Genomic DNA, 16,236 nt, shown 5'->3' with positions numbered 1-16,236 from the left:
GGAAAGGGGCCGCCTTCTTCAAAAAAACTCAACAGGAGGATCAACCGCATCACGCATTCGCGGTCCTCGGTAGTGACCTCCGGGAAGGGCTTCAAGGAACCGAAGCCCGGGCCCGTGGGTCTCGATCGATGACCGGGTGCAGTGCAGTCCAGGTAGACAGATGCCGGACTGGGTTGATGCGGCTGGACTCCGTGACACAAGAAACGGAGGTGACTCTCTATGGAGGGTCCCGAAATCCAGTTCTCGGAAGCCGTCATTGACAATGGCCGCTTCGGCAAGCGGGTCATCCGCTTCGAAACCGGCCGCCTTGCCAAGCAGGCCGCCGGTGCCGCGATGGTCTACATCGACGAAGAAACCGCTCTGCTGTCGGCCACCACGGCCGGCAAGCACCCGCGTGAAGGCTTTGACTTCTTCCCGCTGACCGTCGACGTCGAAGAGCGCATGTACGCCGCCGGCCGCATCCCGGGCTCGTTCTTCCGCCGCGAAGGCCGCCCGTCCACCGAAGCGATCCTGGCCTGCCGCCTGATGGACCGCCCGCTGCGCCCGGCCTTCATCAAGGGCCTGCGCAACGAGGTCCAGATCGTCGTTACCGTGCTCTCCATCAACCCGGACGAGCTCTACGACGTCGTCGCGATCAACGCGTCCTCGATGTCCACCCAGCTCTCCGGCCTGCCGTTCTCCGGCCCGATCGGCGGCGTCCGCGTTGCCCTCGTCGCCGACGAGCAGGGCTCCCAGTGGGTTGCCTTCCCGAAGCACTCCCAGCTGGAGAACTCGGTCTTCAACATGGTCGTCGCCGGCCGCGTTGCAGGTGACGACGTCGCGATCATGATGGTCGAGGCCGAGGCCACCGACAACTCCTGGAACCTGATCAAGGAACAGGGCGCCACCGCCCCGACCGAAGAGGTCGTGGCCGAGGGCCTCGAGGCTGCCAAGCCGTTCATCAAGGCTCTCTGCGACGCCCAGTCCGACCTTGCCGCCCGGGCCGCCAAGCCCACGGTCGAGTTCCCGGTCTTCCTGGACTACGAGGACGACACCTACGCCGCCGTCGAGTCCGCCGCCGCCGAGAAGCTTGCCGCGGTCTTCCAGATCGCCGACAAGCAGGAACGCGATGCCGCCTCCGACGCGCTCAAGGACGAGGTCCTCTCCTCCCTGGCCGGCCAGTTCGAGGGCCGCGAGAAGGAACTCTCCGCAGCCTTCCGCTCCGTCACCAAGCAGGTCGTGCGCCAGCGCATCCTCAAGGACCAGGTCCGTATCGACGGCCGTGGCCTGACGGACATCCGCCAGCTCACCGCCGAGGTCGAGGTCCTGCCCCGCGTCCACGGTTCGGCCATCTTCGAGCGCGGCGAGACCCAGATCATGGGTGTCACCACGCTGAACATGCTGAAGATGGAACAGCAGATCGACTCGCTGTCGCCGGTGACGCGCAAGCGCTACATGCACAACTACAACTTCCCGCCGTACTCCACCGGTGAGACCGGCCGCGTCGGTTCGCCGAAGCGCCGCGAAATCGGCCACGGTGCCCTGGCAGAGCGCGCCATCGTGCCCGTGCTGCCGTCCCGCGAGGAGTTCCCCTACGCCATCCGCCAGGTCTCCGAGGCTCTCGGATCCAACGGTTCGACGTCGATGGGCTCCGTCTGCGCCTCCACCCTGTCGCTGCTGAACGCCGGTGTGCCCCTGAAGGCCGCCGTCGCCGGTATCGCCATGGGCCTGGTCTCCGACCAGGTTGACGGCCAGACCCGCTACGCCGCCCTGACCGACATCCTCGGCGCCGAAGATGCCTTCGGCGACATGGACTTCAAGGTCGCCGGTACCTCCGAGTTCGTCACGGCCATCCAGCTGGACACCAAGCTCGACGGCATCCCGGCCTCCGTGCTGGCAGCGGCCCTCAAGCAGGCCCGCGAAGCCCGCCTCCACATCCTGGACGTCCTGAACTCCGCGATCGACACCCCGGACGAGCTTTCCGAGTTCGCTCCGCGCGTCATTGCGGTCAAGATCCCGGTGGACAAGATCGGCGAGGTCATCGGCCCGAAGGGCAAGATGATCAACCAGATCCAGGAGGACACCGGCGCGGATATCTCCATCGAGGACGACGGCACCGTCTACATCGGCGCCACCAACGGCCCGTCCGCGGACGCCGCCCGTTCCGCGATCAACGCCATCGCCAACCCGCAGGTCCCGGAAATCGGTGAGCGCTACCTGGGTACGGTCGTCAAGACCACCACCTTCGGCGCCTTCGTTTCCCTGACCCCGGGCAAGGACGGTCTGCTGCACATCTCCGAGCTGCGCAAGATCGCCGGTGGCAAGCGCGTGGACAACGTCGAGGACGTCGTCTCCGTCGGCCAGAAGATCCAGGTGGAAATCACCAAGATCGATGACCGCGGCAAGCTCTCCCTCTCGCCCGTCGTGGCCGAGGAAGAGGGCGCCGACGCCGCCGCGGAGTCCGCGGAGTAGTCCCTCCCGATCAACGGCCGCGGGGCCGGTGGATTCGTCCACCGGCCCCGCTGCCGTTAACTGCCGCCGCCGCGGGTAGGATGGCAGGCAGATTTGGCACCCTTCCAGCACGGTTTTTTGAAAGGCCTTAATGACTCTCGTCCCGCTGCCGCTCGAGCAGAACCAGCACGCCGACACCCTGATCCACGGGGCCGACGGCGGTTCGGAGGTGCGGCGTTCGGTGCTCCCCGGCGGCGTCCGGGTGCTGACCGAGGCGATGCCCGGCCAGCGCTCCGCCACGATCGGTTTCTGGGTCGGCGTCGGATCCCGGGACGAGGCCCCCGGCCAGCACGGCTCCACCCACTTCCTGGAACACCTCCTCTTCAAGGGCACCCGGAAGCGCACCGCCCTGGAGATCGCCTCCGCCTTCGACGAGGTGGGCGGCGAATCCAACGCGGCCACCGCCAAGGAAAGCACCTGCTACTTCGCCCGGGTCCTCGACACGGACCTGCCGATGGCGATCGACGTCATCGCCGACATGATCACCGGCGCCGTCCTCGACCCGCAGGAGATGGAGCAGGAACGCGACGTCATCCTCGAGGAGATCGCGATGGACAGCGACGACCCCACCGACGTCGCCCACGAGCACTTTGTCGCCGCGGTCCTCGGTTCCCACCCGCTCGGCCGCCCCATCGGCGGCACTCCCGAGGCCATCCGCGCCGTTGCCCGCGACTCGGTCTGGGACCACTACCGGCGCTACTACCGCCCGGACGAGCTCGTCATCACCGCCGCCGGGGGACTCGACCACGACGTCGTCTGCCGCCTCGTGGTGGACGCCCTGGAGACCGCCGGCTGGGACCTCGAGGCCGACGCCGCCCCGGTGCAGCGCCGCGCGACCGAACGCGCCGTGATCACCGGCACCGCCGGCCTGCACGTGGTCAAGCGCCCCGTGGAGCAGGCCAACATCATCGTGGGCTGCCCCTCGCTGGTGGCCACCGATGACCGCCGCTTCGTCATGAGCGTCCTCAACGCCGTCCTCGGCGGCGGCATGTCCTCCCGCCTGTTCCAGGAGGTCCGCGAGAAGCGCGGCCTGGTCTACTCGACGTACTCCTTCGCCTCCTCCTACGCCGACGCCGGGTACTTCGGCATGTACGCCGGCTGCACCCCCACGAAGGTCCGCCAGGTGCTGGACCTGCTGGGCGCCGAGCTGGACAAGCTCGCCGAGGGCGGCATCACCGAAGAGGAGCTGCGCAAGGCCGTGGGCCAGCTCAGCGGCGGGATCGTCCTGGCGCTGGAGGACACCGGTTCGCGGATGTCCCGCCTGGGCCGGGCCGAACTGGTCTCCGGCGAATACCAGGACATCGACGAGACCCTGCGGCAGATCCAGGCCGTCACCGCCGCCGAGGTCCAGGAACTCGCCCGCGAACTCGCCGCCGCCCCTCGGACCGTCACCGTGGTGGGACCCTTCGAGGAAACCGAGACCTTCGGGCTCTAAACCGGCGCCGCCGCCGGGACCCGGCGGCACACCGTCGTCATGAACGGGGTGAATTCCCCGGCGGCTCCCAGCCGCAGACCGGCGGAGTGGATGAGCTCGCCATCGCGCACCTGCAGCGTGTGCCGGGCCGTGCCCCGGGCGCTGCGCCGCTCGATGGTCAGCACGCCGTCGTCCCAGCCCGCCCGCGCCGGCGCCCCGAGGGCCGGGCCCCCCAGGGGCAGGCCCACGACGCCGGCGCGTGCGCCGTGCAGCTCGTACAGGAGCGCCCCGGGATGGCGTGGATCCTCGGTGAGCACCCCCGTGACGGTGGCGACGCCGCCGTCGGCCTCGGCGTGCCGGAACGCCACCGTGACCGCCAGCCCACCCGCCGCCCGCGCGAACTCCACCTCCGCCGCCGCGCTCCTTGCCGGACCCCACGCGGTGGCCTCCCAGCGGGTGGTGCCGCTCCAGCGCCCCAGGAAATCAGCCAGGGCGCCGAGCGTGGCGCCCGTCAACCGTCGGTTCATGCCGCACGCACCTCCCCGGTCCTTCCAATGGGACCGCGCTGCGACCGCGCTGCGGCCCCGGGATCATCTTCACGCGGGCCGCACCGGGAGTAAAGGGCGGCCGCGGGGAGCCGGTGAGGCGCAGTTGGTCGAAGCGGGGGAGAGTCAACTTCGTTGCCATTTCGTTGCACAGCCGGCGCCGGAATCCGTTGACAGCGTGTGAGTCGCGCCATAGATTGACTGTAATCTGAATCACCTTTCAGGTTGGACTCAGATCTCTCCTGCCCCCACTCCTCGGATTTCCACCGAAAGGCATCCCGTGAAGGACACAAAGAAGTTCCTGATGGCAGCCGTGATGGCCTCCGGCCTGGCCCTGAGCGCCTGCGCGCCCACCGCCGGCTCGGCAGCCCCCGCGGGCTCCGGCAAGGCCGCCGAGCCCGTCAATGTCGGCATCATCTACTCCAAGACCGGGGCCCTGGCGGCCTACGGCGCCACCTACTACCAGGGTCTGCAGGCCGGCATCGACTACGCCACCGGCGGCAGCGGCGAGGTCAACGGCGCCAAGATCAACCTGACCTACACCGACGACGCCGGGGACCCGGACAAAGCGGTCGCGGCCGCCAAGGACATGATCGGCAAGGGCTACAAGATCATCGGCGGCACCGCCTCCTCCGGCATCGCCGTCAAGCTCGCCGAACAGGCCCAGCAGAACAAGGTCCTCTACATCTCCGGCCCCGCCGCCACCGACGCGATCCAGGGCGTCAACAAGTACACCTTCCGCTCCGGCCGGCAGAGCCTGCAGGACGTCGCCACCGCGGGCACCTTCATCGACACCAAGGGCAAGAAGGTCGTCGTCTTCGCCCAGGACAACGCCTTCGGCCAGGGCAACGTCGCCGCGGTCAAGGCCGTGCTCGGGGCCAAGGGCGCCAACGTCAGCTCCGTGCTGGTTCCGGAGAACCAGGAACTGACGCCGTTCGCGCGCCAGCTGCTGGACGCCAAGGCGGACCTGGTCTTCGTCGCCTGGGCCGGCGCCACCACCGGCACCATGTGGCAGGCCCTGAGCCAGCAGGGCGTCTTCGACTCCGCCCCCGTGGTCACCGGCCTCGGCGACGCCTCCAGCTTCAACGCCTACGGCCCGGCGAGCTCCAAGATCAGCTTCCTCAACCACTACTTCCCGGGCGCCTCAGGCACCGACGTCGAGAAGAAGATGATCGCCGGCGTCGAGAAGGCCGGCGGCAAGGCCGACCTCTTCACCCCGGACGGCTTCGTCGCGGGCCAGCTGATCGTCCAGGCCATCAAGCAGGGCGGCGGCACCGACCCCGACGCCATGGTCAAGGCCCTCGAGGGCTACAGCTTCGACGGACCCAAGGGCAAGGAAACGGTCCGTGCCTCGGACCACGCCCTGATCCAGGACATGTACCAGGCCAAGCTCGTCCAGAAGGACGGCGCCTGGACCCCGCAGCTGATCAAGGCCGTGCCCGGCGACACCGTCGCCCCGCCGGAGAAGAAGTAGCCAGCGGCGGCCGGGCCGGGCGCGGAGAATTCCGCCCCGGCCCGGCCGCACCGGCCTTCGAGCCAGAACAAAGGACCCGTATGACTACCCCAGCCACGCCCGCCCTTGAGGCGGACGGCCTCGGCCTGCAGATCGGCGGCGCCCGCATCCTCCAGGACGTCGGCTTCACCGTCAACGCCGGCGAGATGATCGGCGTGATCGGCCCCAACGGCGCCGGCAAGACCACCCTCTTCAACCTGATCTCCGGCGTGCTGCGCCCCACCGCGGGCAGCATTGCCCTGAACGGACGGCCGATCACCAACGAGCCGATCCACCGCCGCGCGAGGGCGGGGCTGGGCCGGACCTTCCAGACCTCCAACCTCTTCCCCCGGCTCTCCGTCCTGGAGAATGTCCGGCTCGCCGCGCAGGCCAAGCTCGGCGGAAGCCTGAACATCCTGCGCTTCCCCGGCTCCTCGGACGAGGCCACCCGGATCGCCCTGGGCACCATCGCCGAGGTGGGACTCAGCGGCCAGCTCACGACGGCGGCCGGGGACCTCTCGCACGGCGAGAAGCGCAAGGTGGAGATCGCCGTGCTGCTGGCGACGGATCCCGCCGTCGTCCTCCTCGATGAGCCGATGGCCGGGGTGGCGTCGGGGGACGTCCCGTCCCTCACCGCCATCATCCGGGGGATGCACCGGGACCGCGGCTGCACGGTCATGATGGTCGAGCACCACATGGACGTGGTGCTGGGCCTGGTGGACCGGGTGGCCGTGATGCACCACGGCAGCCTGCTGGCCTTGGACAGCCCCGATGCCGTCATGGCCAACCCCACCGTGCAAAGCGCCTACCTCGGAGAACCAGTATGAGCCCCGCCGCGGACCCCCGCCCCGAAACCCCGGGCGCCGCCCCAGGCCCCGTCACGCCGATCCTCACCGTGGACCGCCTCAGCGCCAAGATCGCCGGCCAGCAGGTGGTGGAGGACGTCTCGTTCTCCGTCCCGCCCGCCGGGATCACCGCGCTGCTGGGCCGCAACGGCGTCGGCAAGACCAGCACCATCAAGGCCATCATCGGCCTGATCGATCGCTCCGGGGCAGTCACGCTCGACGGCGAACGGATCGACAAGGACCCCACCTACCGGATCATCCAGCGCGGCGTCGGCTACGTCCCCGAGGACCGCGAGGTGTTCTCCAAGCTCACGGTCGCCGAGAACCTGCGCCTGGCCGAACGCGACGCCGCGCCGCGCCGCCAGCTGGTCGAGGAGCTCTTCCCGGACCTGCTGGCCCGCGCCGGCCAGATGGCCGGGACGCTCTCCGGCGGCCAGCAGCAGATGGTCTCGCTGGCCCGCGCCCTGCTGAACACGAACAAGGTCCTGCTGGTCGACGAACCCACCAAGGGCCTGGCCCCCAAGATCGTCGGCGAGGTCGCCGAGACCCTGGCCGAGGCCGCCCGGACCGTGCCGATCCTGTTGGTGGAACAGAACCTCCAGGTGGTCCGCCAGCTCGCCGGCGACGCCGTCGTCCTCTCCGGCGGCCGCGTGGTCCACACCGGCCCGGCACAGGAATTCCTCGACGACGCCGCCCTGATCCAGCGCCACCTCGGCGTCTCCAACGACCCGCACCCGGGTGCGGACCAGGCCTCCCACGCTGCCGTGAAAGGCGCCGCCCAGTGAGTACCGTCATCCTCCTGCTCTTCACCGGCCTCGGCCTCGGGGCGCTGTACTTCCTCGTCGCCGCCGGCCTGTCCCTGATCTACGGCCTGATGGGCGTGCTCAACTTCGCCCACGGGGCCTTCCTGACCCTCGGCGCCTTCACCGGCTGGGAGATCGCCCGCCGCGCCGGATCCGATAACTGGGGGATCTTCCTGGTCTCCCTGCTGATCGGTGCCGCCGCCGGCGCCGCGTTCGCGGCCTTCACCGAGTTCGTCCTGATCCGGCGCCTCTACCAGCGCCACATCGAACAGGTCCTGGTCACCCTTGGCCTCTCGCTGGCCACCGTCGCCCTGTTCGACGGCATCTGGGGGACCGACCCTGTCTTCATCCAGGGACCGGCCTGGTTCAAGGACACCACCGACATCCTGGGCGCCCGCGTCCCCAACGACCGGTTCGTCTGCATCCTCGCGGCGGTCCTGGTGCTGCTGGCCCTGGTCTTCTTCCTGAAGAAGACCCGCTACGGCATGATCATCCGCGCCGGCGTCGAGAACCGCTCCATGGTCACCGCCCTGGGCATCGACGTCCGCAAGGCCTTCACCCTGGTCTTCACCATCGGCGGCGCCGCCGCCGGACTGGGCGGCGTCCTCGCCTCGCACTACTTCGGCTACGTCTCACCGATGCTCGGCGGCTCGCTGCTGATCTTCGCCTTCATCGTCACGGTGATCGGCGGGCTCGGCTCGCTGACCGGCGCGGCCATCGCCGCCGTCGCCGTCGCCGTCCTGCAGCAGTTCGCCAACTTCTACCTCGGCGGCACCGGCGACTTCGTCGTGGTGCTGGCCCTCGGCGTCGTACTGCTCGTCCGCCCCACCGGCCTGCTTGGGAGAACCGCATGACCACCACCGGCAGCAACACCGAGACCACCACCGGCGGCGACGCCGGGACCACCGCCGGGACCGGCGCAGTCCGCCGGTCCCGCCGCCAGGGCGCCACCCACGACGACGGCGCACGCACCGCGGGCACGCCCGGCGCCGGCCGCGGCAGGGGAGGCCGCCCCGTCACCGGCCGCCGGATTGCCGGCTGGGCCGCGGGCCTGGCCGGGGTACTGCTCCTGGTCCTCCTGCCGCTGCTCAACCTGTCCCTGCCCGGGATCCTGCCCGGTCCCAGCTACACCCCGGGATCGCTGCAGCTGCTGGCCATGAGCATGCTGATGGCCGCGGCCGCGCTGACCTACCACCTGCTCCTCGGCGTCGCGGGGCTGCTCTCCTTCGGCCACGCCCTCTATTTCGGCGCCGGCGTCTACGGGCTCGCGATCATCCTGAAGAACCTGGAGATTCCGCTGCTGCCGGCCATGGGGCTGACCCTGCTGATCGTGATCGTGCTGGCGCATGTGGTGGGCAGCATCAGCCTCCGCGTCGGCGGCATCCCGTTCGCCATGGTCACCCTCGCCTTCGCCCAGGCCGGCTCGGTGATCGTCGGCCGCAACCCGGACGGCCGGACCGGCGGCGACGAGGGCCTGACCCTGCGCACGGACAACCTGCCCGAGGCCCTGGTGGGCGTGGTGAACACCCGGAACCTCTACTGGCTGGCGCTGGCCGTGCTGGTGGTTGTCTTCATCATCGTCTCCTGGGTGCAGTCCTCCCGGGCCGGCCACACCGCCGCCGCGGTCCGCGAGAACGAACTCCGTGTCCGCGTCCTGGGCCTGCAGCCGTACCTGGTGAAGCTGCTGATCTTCGTGGTCTCCGCGATCCTCGTGGGTGTGATTGGCATGGTGTTCCTGCTGCTGCAAAGCGGCGCGGTGCCCCGGGCCATCTCCTCGGACCTGACCATCACCCTGCTGGTCATGGTGGTACTCGGCGGCGTGGGCTCACGCTGGGGCGCCGTGATCGGCGGCGTCTTCTACACCATCCTGGACCAGCGGCTCACCGCGCTGGCCAACTCCGAGGCCGTCAAGGGCCTTCCGGACATCCTGCGGGTACCGTTGTCTGAACCGCTGTTCATCCTCGGCACGCTGTTCATCCTGGTGGTGCTCTTCCTCCCGGGCGGCATCGCCGGGACCGCGGAGCGGCTGGCGCAACGGCGCCGCGGCCGGGCCGGCAACGGCACCACCGAGACGCCGCGGGAAATTCTGGAGGACGCAGCATGACCACCGACACGGCTTCCGCCGCGGTCCACATCGCAGGCTCTGTTCGCGGGGACGGGCTCCACACCCTGGGCCGCTGGACCACCGACCGCAGCCACGCCACCCCGCACCGGGTCGCGATCGATGACCGGGGCTGCGCCCTGACCTACCTCGAACTGGAGCGCCGCGCCGCGGCCCTGGCCGAGGGGTTCCGCGAAGCCGGGTACCGGGTGGGGGACCGGGTGGCGAGCCTCACCGGCAACAGCACCGACCACGTGGTGGCGTTCTTCGCCTGCGCCAAGGCCGGCCTGGTGCTGGTGCCCCTGTCCTGGCGGCTCTCGCCCCGGGAACTGGCCGTGCAGCTGGAACTCGCCGAACCGCACCTGCTGCTCGTCGAGGCGGACCTGGACTCCCTGGGCGCCGCCGCCTGCGCCCTGCTGGCGCACCGGCCACGGACCGCAGCGCTGGGTCCGGGCGGGGTGGAGAAGTCCGTCCCGCCGCCTACCCGGGTCACCCCGGCGCCGGCCGAGCTGCCGCGGCAGTCCGTGCAGGACGACGACGCCCTGCTGATGATCTTCACCTCCGGCACCGAGGGGCCCAGCAAGGCCGCCGTGCTGACCCACGCCAACTGCTTCTGGAACAACCTCTCGCTCTCCCGCACCCTGGACATGGGCAGCAGTGACGTGGTCCTGGCCGTCCTCCCTCAGTTCCACGTGGGCGGCTGGAACATCCAGCCGCTGCTGGCCTGGTGGGTGGGGGCCACGGTGGTGCTGGAGCGCGGCTTCGATCCCGGCCGGGTGCTGCAGCTGATCGACGAACGCGGCGTCACCATGCTGATGGGCGTGCCCACCCAGTACCTGATGCTGGCCGAGCACCCCGACTTCGCCGCCGCGGAACTCGGCGGCCTCCGGCACGCCGTCGTCGGCGGGGCGCCCATGCCCGCGCCACTGCTGCGGATCTGGCACCGCAAGGGGGTGGCGCTGAGCCAGGGCTACGGCCTTACCGAGGCGTCCCCAAACGTGCTCTGCCTGCCCAACCAGGACGCCGAGCGGATGGTCGGCTACTCCGGCAAGCCCTACCCGCACGTCGAGGTGGCGGTCGCCGATCCCACCACCGGGGAGATCCTCGACGGCGCGGCCGCCGGCGAGCTCCTGGTGGGTGGCCCCGGCGTCTTCGCCGGCTACTTCCGCGACCCGGCCGCGACGGCGGCGGTCCTCGCCGGCGGCTGGCTGCACACCGGTGACCTGGTCGAGCGCGACGCCGACGGGTACATCAAGGTGGTGGACCGGCTCAAGGACATCTACATCTCCGGCGGCGAGAACGTCTCGCCCTCCGAGGTGGAGGCCGTCCTCCTGGCCCACCCGGCGGTGGCGCAGGCCGCCGTCGTCGGCGTTGAAGATCCCCGCTGGGGCGAGACCGGGCAGGCGTTCGTGGTGGTCCGGCCCGGGATGGCCACCGACGAGCAGGACCTGCTGGACCACTGCGCCGGCCAGCTGGCCCGCTTTAAGGTCCCGTCGCGGGTGGAACTGGTCGCCGGGCTGCCGCGCACGGCGCTGAACAAGGTGCTGCGCGCCCGGCTCCGGCAGGATCTCGCCGACCGTCACTCGGACGGCGCCACCCCGACCACCGCATCAACCACCACTGCATCGACCCCCGGAGGCCGGCGATGAGCACCGCACCCCGCACCGCCCGCGGCACCCGCACTCGCGCCAAGCTGCTCGAAGCCGCCGAGGCCGTGTTCGCCTCGGTGGGCTACCACGACGCCTCGATCGTCAAGATCACCGAGGCCGCCGGCGTCGGACTCGGCACCTTCTACCTCTACTTCGACGGGAAGCAGACGATTTTCGACGAGGTGGTGGAGGACCTCAACCGCCGGGTCCGGCACGCCATGACCGACGCCGCCCGCAGCGCCGGTAACCGGATCGACGCCGAACGGGCCGGCTTCCGGGCGTTCTTCCGCTTCACCGCCGAGCACCCCGCGCTGTACCGGATCATCCGCCAGGCCGAGTTCGTCTCGCCCGGCGCCCTCCGCCTGCACTACACCCGGATCGTCAACGGCTACATCGAGGGCCTGAAGTCAGCCCAGCTCGCGGGGGAGGTCCGGGACATGGACCCCACCGTCGCGGCCTGGGCGTTGATGGGCATCGGCGAGCTGATCGGCATGCGCTGGGTGCTCTGGGACGAGGAAGGCGCCGAACCGGCCGCCGGCGCCAGGCCCGAGATTCCCGAGCACGTCTTCGAGGAAATGATGCAGTTCATCGAACGCGGGCTGGCCCCGAACCCCGGCCTTCCCGCCCCCACTACCGCCGCGAACCCCACCCCGCCCCAGGAAGGGACGAACCCATGACCCAGACCACCAGCCAGCAGACCTACCGGACCGTCGAGGTCCCCGTGCGCGGCGGCACCATGCACACCGCCATCTGGGGCCCGGAGGACAGCTCCGACGCCCCGACCATCCTGGCCGTCCACGGCGTCACCGCCTCGCACAAGTGCTGGGCGTACCTGGCCGAGGCGCTGCCCGACGTGCGGATCATCGCCCCGGACCTGCGCGGCCGCGGCCGCAGCAACGCCCTGCCCGCCCCGTACGGCATGACCTCGCACGCGGAGGACCTCACCGCTGTGCTGGCCGAACTCGCCCCCGGCCCCGTCGTCGTGGTGGGCCACTCCATGGGCGGCTTCGCCTCCGTGGTCCTCTCGGACTTGTCCCCGGAGCGGGTCCGGTCCCTGGTGCTGGTGGACGGCGGCCTGCCGCTGCAGGTCCCTGAGGGGCTCTCCGACGCCGAGATCGTCTCCTCCATCCTGGGCCCGGCGGCGGAGCGGCTCAACGCCACCTTCACCAGCCGCGAGGTCTACCGCTCCTTCTGGCGCAAGCACCCGGCCTTCGCCTCCGACTGGGGCCCGTTCGTGGACGACTACGTGGACTACGACCTCACCGGCGAGGCCCCGGAACTGAAGCCGGCCACACGGTACGAGGCGATGGCGGAGGACACCGCGGACCTGCACCGGGGCTCCTCGCTGCTGAAGGCGCTGGCGGACCTCACGGTGTCGACCCAGGTGCTGCGGGCGCCGCGCGGGCTGCTCAACGAACCCGCCGGCTTGTACGCGCCGGGCTACCTCGAGACCTGGGCGGAGAAGCTGCCGTCCCTGCAGGTCCGGGATGTCCCGGACGTGAACCACTACACAATCATCATGGGCGAGCGCGGCGCGGCCGCCGTGGCGGACACCGTCCGGGCCGCCCTCGCGGGGGAGTAGTTTCCCGGCGGGTTCCTAGCCGCCGGCGAACGGCGGCAGGACGTCGACGACGTCGTCCGGGGCCAGCGCCGTGGCGTGGTCCCGGACGGCCACCTCGTTGAGCAGGAAGCTGGAACGGGACAGCAGCCGGGCCAGCGGGGGAGTGCCGGCGGGCGGGACCGGACGGTCGACGGCGAGCACGGCTTCGAGCAGGCCGGCAACGTCGGCGCCCTCGGGCAGCTGGAAAGTTTCCTCGTCGACGCCGGCGGCGGCGCGCGCGGCAGCGAAGTAACGGACGATCACGGGTGCGTCAGCCTCCGATGGCGCTCATGCTGCGGTCCGGCTGCACGAAGTCGGGGGCGTCGAGGCCCACGTGATCCATGCCGTGGGCCTTGGGCTTGGCCCACATGGCGTCCTGCCAGCGTTCGGCGAGCTGTTCGTCGGTGGCGCCGCTGCGCAGCAGCCCCAACAGGTCCGTCTCCTCGTGCGAGAAGAGGCAGCTCATGATCTTGCCCTCGGCGGTGATCCGGGTGCGCCGGCAGTCCGCGCAGAACGGCTCGGTGACCGAGGCGATAATTCCCACGGTGCCCAGGACGGGTCCCTCCGCGGTGTCCGTGCCGGGGACCCGGGCGCGGACCTCGAAGCGTTCGGCCGGGGCGCCGTCGCGTTCCCGCGGGTCGGCGGACAGGACATAGTCCACGGACAGCAGGTCCCGGATCTCGGCGGCGGTGATCATGTTCCGTCGGGTCCAGCCATGGTCCGCGTCCAGGGGCATCTGTTCGATGAAGCGGAGCTCGTAACCGCGGCCCAGCGCCCAGGCCAGCAGTGAGGGGGCCTCGGCGTCGTTGATGCCGCGCATCAGGACAGCGTTCAGTTTCACCGGTCCGAGGCCCACGGCCCAGGCGGCGTCGACGCCCGCGAGCACCTTGATCAGGAACGGACGCCGGGTCAGCTGGGTGAAGGTCTCCTCGTGGAGCGAGTCCAGGGAGACGTTGATCCGGGTCAGGCCGGCGTCCTTCAACGCCTGGGCCTTCTTGTCCAGTCCGACGGCGTTGGTGGTCATGGAGATCGGCAGGTCCGGGTGAGCGTGGCGGAGGGAGCTGATGATGTCCAGCAGGTCCGCGCGGACCAGGGGTTCGCCGCCGGTGAGCCGGAGTTCGCGGACGCCCAGGCTGTCCACGCCGATCCTCACGATCCGGACGATCTCCTCGGCGCTCATCACGGCCGCCTTGGACAGCCATTCCAGGCCCTCGGCGGGCATGCAGTAGCTGCAGCGGAGGTTGCACTTGTCCGTCAGCGACAGGCGCATGTCCGTGGCGACGCGGCCGTAGCGGTCCACCAGGCCCGCGGGCAGCCCGGCCGGGCGTCCGGCCGGCTGCGGCGCCTTCGGACCGGAGCCACCCTCCGCGCGGGGCTGGGGCATGCCAAGCTGAACAGTCATAGTGTCAGGCTACGCCACCTGCGCCGGGGCATCACCGCCCGGCAGCCGCGAATCCATCCAGTGAACGCAGCCGTGAACCCAGCGGGCGGACCCAGCCCGTGAACCCGGCGGCGAATCTCCCCGGCGAATCTATGCTGGGAGGATGAATACCCCGCAGCCGGTGGCGCAGCGACCGGGACCGCCCGGGCCGAAATCCGTGGGCCCGCGCGTGTCCCGCTGGGCGGCGGCCTCCGGGTTGGCCGCGGTGGGAGCCGGCGTGGCCGCCGGGGAGCTCGCGGCCGGGTTGCTGAGCCCCTCGGTCTCTCCCGTGACAGCGGTGGGCGGCGCCGTGATCGACGCCGTCCCGCCCGGCGTCAAGGAGTGGGCCATCTCCCTGTTCGGCACCGCCGACAAACTCGCCCTGCTCACCGGCATGGGCCTGGCGATCGCCGTGCTGGCCGCCGTCGCCGGGGTCCTGGAACTGCGCCGCCGCTTCGCCGGGGCGGCCGTCGTCGCGGTGTTCGGACTGGCCGGACTCGCGGCGGTGCTGGGCCGGCCGGAGGCGGACGGGGCTGCCGTGCCCGCCCCGCTGCTGGCCGCCGCTGTCGCCGTCGTGCTGCTGCGCTGGCTGATCGGCGCCCTCCGTGACTGGCGGACGACGGCGGAGGAGACGCGCGGTGCCACGGCGCCGGATAGAGCGTTAGAGCCGGAGACGCCGCCGGAGACACTCCCAGCGGCACTGCCGGCCCCGGACACCGGGAAGGAACCGGCCACCCGACGCCGGTTCCTGCGCAACTTCTCCATCACGGCGGGCGTCGCGGCCCTCGGCGGCGTGCTCGCCGGCACGCTCCGCGGCGCCACCGCCGCCGTCACCGGCTACCGCAGCACCCTGGCGCTTCCCGCCCCCGCCTCGGCCGCCCCGCCCGTTCCCGCCGGCGCGGACCAGCAACTGCCAGGCCAGGGCCCGCTGGTGACCCCGGCGGACGATTTCTACCGGATCGACACCGCCCTGCGCGTCCCTGTGGTGGATCCCCGGACCTGGAAGCTCACGGTCACCGGGATGGTGGACCGGCCAGTGGAACTCGACTTCCAGGCGCTGCTCGCCAAACCCCTGATCGAACGGCACATCACCATCGCCTGCGTGTCCAACGAGGTGGGCGGGGACCTTATCGGCAACGCCCGGTGGCTGGGCTGGCCGGTCCGCGAGCTGCTGGCACAGGCCGGACCGCAACAGGGCGCGGACATGGTGCTCTCGCGCAGCGTGGACGGCTGGACCGCCGGGTCGCCGCTGGAGGCCCTCACGGACAACCGGGACGCGATCCTGGCTATCGGCATGAACGGTGCGCCGCTGCCGCTGGAACACGGCTTCCCGGTGCGCCTTGTCGTCCCCGGCCTCTACGGCTACGTCTCGGCCACCAAGTGGCTCACCGAGCTGAAGGTCACCCGCTTCGCCGCCGACGAGGGCTACTGGACCCCGCGCGGCTGGAGCGAGCGCGGGCCGATCAAGACCTCGTCCCGGATCGACGTGCCCCGCGCGGGCCGGAAGGTCCCGGCCGGGACGGTGACCTTCGGCGGGGTGGCCTGGGCCCAGCACCGGGGGATCCGCGCCGTGGAGGTGCGGGTGAACCGCGGCGACTGGAAGGCCGCCGAGCTGGCCCCCGGCATCTCCGCTGACACCTGGCGGCAATGGAGACTGGCCCTGCCGCTGGGGCCGGGCAGCTACGAGGTGCAGGTCCGCGCCACGGACGCCACGGGAGCCGTCCAGGTGGAGGCACAGGCCCCCGTCGCGCCGGACGGAGCCACCGGATACCACACGGTTACAGTTGACGTGACCTCCTAACCGGAGCGCCGCCAGACCCCTGCCACACCAGAACCCCAGTCCGCCGAGAAACCCAGCCCGCCGAGCCGAAGGACAC

At 70.8% G+C, this 16,236-nt stretch carries 14 protein-coding genes; 11 read left to right on the top strand and 3 right to left on the bottom strand.

All coding sequences use genetic code 11. The features are described from left to right. Window positions 1-219: 219 nt before the first annotated feature. Together QWJ39_RS13350 and QWJ39_RS13345 are read left to right on the top strand one after the other, a co-directional pair. On the top strand, window positions 220-2,451 hold the full coding sequence (locus QWJ39_RS13350; protein WP_290258340.1) for a polyribonucleotide nucleotidyltransferase: 2,232 nt from the start codon (window positions 220-222) through the stop codon (window positions 2,449-2,451). A gap of 130 nt (window positions 2,452-2,581) precedes the next feature. Continuing rightward, window positions 2,582-3,925, top strand: a complete 1,344-nt coding sequence (locus tag QWJ39_RS13345) for a pitrilysin family protein (protein WP_290258339.1) — start codon at window positions 2,582-2,584, stop codon at window positions 3,923-3,925. Here the strand turns inward: QWJ39_RS13345 and QWJ39_RS13340 are convergent. Continuing rightward, window positions 3,922-4,431 (bottom strand): DUF1579 domain-containing protein, encoded by a 510-nt coding sequence (locus tag QWJ39_RS13340; RefSeq protein ID WP_290258338.1) that lies wholly within the window; start codon window positions 4,429-4,431, stop codon window positions 3,922-3,924. The two genes, QWJ39_RS13345 and QWJ39_RS13340, sit on opposite strands and share 4 nt — an antisense overlap. 298 nt (window positions 4,432-4,729) lie before the next feature. Between QWJ39_RS13340 and QWJ39_RS13335 the strand changes: the two genes are divergently transcribed. The 8 genes from QWJ39_RS13335 to QWJ39_RS13300 all read left to right on the top strand — a co-directional run bounded on the left by QWJ39_RS13335 (window position 4,730) and on the right by QWJ39_RS13300 (window position 12,921). After that, window positions 4,730-5,923, top strand: a complete 1,194-nt coding sequence (locus QWJ39_RS13335; RefSeq protein ID WP_290258337.1) for a substrate-binding domain-containing protein — start codon at window positions 4,730-4,732, stop codon at window positions 5,921-5,923. An 80-nt stretch (window positions 5,924-6,003) separates the two neighbouring features. After that, window positions 6,004-6,768 carry an ABC transporter ATP-binding protein gene (locus QWJ39_RS13330; RefSeq protein WP_290258336.1) on the top strand — a complete coding sequence of 255 codons (765 nt, stop codon included), beginning with the start codon at window positions 6,004-6,006 and terminating at the stop codon, window positions 6,766-6,768. Continuing rightward, on the top strand, window positions 6,765-7,571 hold the full coding sequence (locus QWJ39_RS13325) for an ABC transporter ATP-binding protein (protein WP_290258335.1): 807 nt from the start codon (window positions 6,765-6,767) through the stop codon (window positions 7,569-7,571). Before QWJ39_RS13330 ends, QWJ39_RS13325 begins: the two co-directional genes overlap by 4 nt. Next, window positions 7,568-8,443: a branched-chain amino acid ABC transporter permease gene (locus QWJ39_RS13320; protein ID WP_290258334.1), complete on the top strand. Its 876-nt coding sequence runs from the start codon at window positions 7,568-7,570 to the stop codon at window positions 8,441-8,443. Before QWJ39_RS13325 ends, QWJ39_RS13320 begins: the two co-directional genes overlap by 4 nt. After that, window positions 8,440-9,693, top strand: a complete 1,254-nt coding sequence (locus QWJ39_RS13315) for a branched-chain amino acid ABC transporter permease (protein WP_290258333.1) — start codon at window positions 8,440-8,442, stop codon at window positions 9,691-9,693. Before QWJ39_RS13320 ends, QWJ39_RS13315 begins: the two co-directional genes overlap by 4 nt. Then, window positions 9,690-11,339: an AMP-binding protein gene (locus QWJ39_RS13310; RefSeq protein WP_290258332.1), complete on the top strand. Its 1,650-nt coding sequence runs from the start codon at window positions 9,690-9,692 to the stop codon at window positions 11,337-11,339. The genes QWJ39_RS13315 and QWJ39_RS13310 overlap by 4 nt, the downstream gene beginning before the upstream one ends. Then, window positions 11,336-12,016 (top strand): TetR/AcrR family transcriptional regulator, encoded by a 681-nt coding sequence (locus QWJ39_RS13305; protein WP_290258331.1) that lies wholly within the window; start codon window positions 11,336-11,338, stop codon window positions 12,014-12,016. The genes QWJ39_RS13310 and QWJ39_RS13305 overlap by 4 nt, the downstream gene beginning before the upstream one ends. After that, the gene (locus QWJ39_RS13300) at window positions 12,013-12,921 is read left to right on the top strand and encodes an alpha/beta hydrolase (protein ID WP_290258330.1); all 909 of its coding nucleotides are present in this window, start codon (window positions 12,013-12,015) and stop codon (window positions 12,919-12,921) included. The genes QWJ39_RS13305 and QWJ39_RS13300 overlap by 4 nt, the downstream gene beginning before the upstream one ends. 15 nt (window positions 12,922-12,936) lie before the next feature. Here the strand turns inward: QWJ39_RS13300 and QWJ39_RS13295 are convergent, their stop codons facing one another. Together QWJ39_RS13295 and moaA are read right to left on the bottom strand one after the other, a co-directional pair. Beyond that, a complete protein-coding gene (locus QWJ39_RS13295; RefSeq protein ID WP_290258329.1) occupies window positions 12,937-13,203 on the bottom strand; it encodes a MoaD/ThiS family protein in 267 nt (88 codons plus the stop codon). Between the two features lie 7 nt (window positions 13,204-13,210). Then, window positions 13,211-14,341, bottom strand: a complete 1,131-nt coding sequence (gene moaA / locus QWJ39_RS13290; protein WP_290258328.1) for a GTP 3',8-cyclase MoaA — start codon at window positions 14,339-14,341, stop codon at window positions 13,211-13,213. Between the two features lie 142 nt (window positions 14,342-14,483). Here moaA and QWJ39_RS13285 point away from each other — a divergent pair, with 142 nt between their 5' ends. Beyond that, window positions 14,484-16,160 carry a molybdopterin-dependent oxidoreductase gene (locus QWJ39_RS13285; protein WP_290258327.1) on the top strand — a complete coding sequence of 559 codons (1,677 nt, stop codon included), beginning with the start codon at window positions 14,484-14,486 and terminating at the stop codon, window positions 16,158-16,160. Window positions 16,161-16,236 lie beyond the last annotated feature (76 nt).

This window comes from Arthrobacter sp. YD4 (assembly GCF_030410515.1).
In the GTDB taxonomy this organism is placed as follows: Bacteria; Actinomycetota; Actinomycetes; order Actinomycetales; family Micrococcaceae; genus Arthrobacter.
Note: the sequence above shows the minus strand (reverse complement) of the source record. Positions and strands in the feature narration are given on the sequence as shown.